The following is a 2,538-nucleotide window of genomic DNA, read 5'->3' as shown; positions in this document are numbered from 1 at the left end:
ATCACCCAGGCCGGCGAACCGTCGGCATTGGCCGCAGCCGGGTGCAGTTGCAAGTCTTCGCGCAGCGGCGGCAGTTGCGCCGGGAGTTTAGGCGCCGTATCCGGCAGGGGTGCGCTCATTGGTATTCCATTTTTGTATCGGGTCTATTCGTCGCCTTGTGCTGGCGCAGCGGATACCCGCATCACACACCGCTCCACTGGCGCAGCGCACCCAGTGGCCGGCGCAGCACCCAGTAGACCAGCGGCTGCCACTCACCATAGACCTTGGCCACGCCGCGCAGTCCGATATGGGCGCTTTCGCCGGATTGTAACTGGCCGCGGACACGGTAGGAGGCGACATTGTCCGGTGACAGTGTCGCCTGATAGCTGGTCTGCACCAGCGTGGCCGATAGCGCGTTTAGCGGCGAGGCCTGCAAATAGACCTTGATGTCGGCGCCCGCCTCCATTGCGATGGCGTCGCCGACCGGAATCCAGACCAGCACCCCCAGCTTGTCGGGCTGGGCCAGCTGGGCGATACGCTCGCCGGTGATGACCGGCTTGCCCATCCAGTCGTTGGGGTCGCCATAGACCAGCACCCCGTCGTGGCTGGCCCGCACCTCGGTGCGCGACAGCGACTCCTCCAGATAGGCCAGCTCGGCTTCCTTTTCGCTGACCCGGCCTTGCAAGGTGGATAGCTCGGCCTTGCTTTGCAGGCTGTCGAATGCCTTCTGGCCGGCGGTCAGCGCATCGGCGCGTGCCACCTCCAGCGTCTGGCGTGCGATCTCGCTGCGGTTGCGCAGCGTACTGCCGTTCAGCGAGAACAGCAGTTGACCCTGCTTGACCGGCTGGTTGGGCTGGACATGGAAGGTCTGGATTACGCCATCGGATGGTGCCGACACAGCCTCGGCCTTGAGCGCGATGATCTCGGCCGGTGCCAGCAAGGACAGGCGCACCGGGAAGCAGAGCAGGGCGGCGATGGCCAGCGCCAGCAGACGCAAACGTCGCGGCTGGGCCCGTAGTGCCTGCCAGCGCATCTTCAGGCTGGCGTGCGGGCGGCGAAAGGTCGCCAGGCAATAGGCGTAGCTGCGGTGCAGTTGGGCCAGCAGGCCAAGTTCATCCTCCTGCCACGCTTCGTTGCGCACATACAGCACCAGTCCGAGGCGGCGCCCGTGCGGCGTGGTCAGCTGCTGGCAGCAGGCATGTGCCGGCCACCACTCGGCCCAGCCGTCCTGCAGCGCGCTGTCCAGCGTCGCGGCGGTGAAGCACTGCGCCGCAGCGCCATTGCGCTCGCAGGCGGCGGCCACCTGCTGTAGCCAGAGGGTAAACGGCGTGTCCTCCAGCGTGCTGATCAGGCCGGAAACCGCCTTGAGCTGCAGGCGCCCCAGCGGGTCGAAGACAAAGACGCAGGCCTGACTGTAGGGCAGCAGGTGCCAGGTTTCATTGGCGATCAAAAAGCACAGCCCGGCTTCGTCGCGCGCCTGTTGCATCTGTTGCTGCAGGCCTAATAGCAAGGGCCAGCGGGTCGTTTCCGTATTCATATCAGGCCGGAGGAGTGAAACGCGCGCTGCCGCTCATGCCCGGCAACAACTCGGGCGAAGCCTGATCGATCACGCCTTCCAGTTCGATGGTCTGGCTGACCGCATCGATGCGGCCATTGATGGCGACCACCCGGGCGCGGTAGGGCTTGCCGGTTTCATCGATCTGTACTTCGAACGGCGTGCCGCGCTTGAGCCAGCCTACCCATTTGGCCGGCGCATTCAGCCTGAGCTTGAGCGAGCCATGGCTGACCAGCTCCAGCAAAATCTGCCCCTGGTTCACGCCCTGATGCGGCTTGACCGCAACCTTGACTGCCCGCCCGGCAAACGGGGCATGTACCGTGCACGGCGTCAGCTGTGCCCGCGACAGGCCGATCTGCGCCCGCGCCTTGGCGACATTGCTGGCGGCCAGCGAGACTTCGACCTCACTGGCCTGCTGCAGACCCTGCAGCCGCAGCTTGGCTTCATAGTTCTCGCGCGTGGCGGCCAGCTCTGCTTCCGACATCTTCAGGCGGGCATTCTGTTCGGAACAGTCAAAGCGTACCAGTGGCGTGCCCTTGGCAAAAGACTGGCCCAGCGACACATTGACCGCCGTGATGCGCCCGACCAGCTGGCTGGCGAGCGTGGTTTCCAGTGCTGGTGCCAGCAGCACGCGGATAGGTGCCGGCGGCTTGGCGGGGGCTGCCTTGGCCGGGGTGGCGGCTGTGCCCGCCAGCGGGCACAGCAACAACAGGGTGCATAGGAGGCGGGATGGGGTGTTTGTCGTTGTTATCATTATTTGTTCAGCCACTGGGTAAAGTTGTTGAGGTTGGCCGTGGCGGCGGCCTCGGCAAAGGCATTCAGCGCGCGGGCGCTACTGCCTTCGGGCAGGCTGCTGGCGTAGCGCGTGTTGCCGGCCGGTGTGCCGTCGGCACGCTTAAGATTCAGCGTCCAGTAGGCGCGGCGTACGCCTCCCTTGGCCGCATCCTCGCTCAGTCGCATCTCCAGTTGCGGGCCGCTGACGCCATCCGGCAGCAAGGCCAGCT

The 2,538-nt window shown here is 65.6% G+C and carries 3 protein-coding genes; all 3 read right to left on the bottom strand.

All coding sequences use genetic code 11. The annotated features are described in order from the left end of the window. Nucleotides 1-181: 181 nt before the first annotated feature. The gene (locus ACRC1E_RS11085) at nt 182-1,516 is read right to left on the bottom strand and encodes an efflux RND transporter periplasmic adaptor subunit (RefSeq protein WP_438515157.1); all 1,335 of its coding nucleotides are present in this window, start codon (nt 1,514-1,516) and stop codon (nt 182-184) included. 1 nt (nt 1,517) lies between these two features. Further along, nucleotides 1,518-2,288, bottom strand: coding sequence for an efflux RND transporter periplasmic adaptor subunit (locus tag ACRC1E_RS11080; RefSeq protein WP_438515156.1), 771 nt, complete (start codon nt 2,286-2,288; stop codon nt 1,518-1,520). After that, nucleotides 2,288-2,538, bottom strand: a 251-nt coding sequence (locus ACRC1E_RS11075) for a hypothetical protein (protein ID WP_438515155.1), incomplete at its 5' end; no start/stop codon positions are given. The genes ACRC1E_RS11080 and ACRC1E_RS11075, both read right to left, overlap by 1 nt.

The organism is Craterilacuibacter sp. (assembly GCF_051659485.1).
Classification (GTDB): Bacteria; Pseudomonadota; Gammaproteobacteria; order Burkholderiales; family Chromobacteriaceae; genus Craterilacuibacter.
This window is presented reverse-complemented; position numbering and strand designations above follow the sequence as displayed.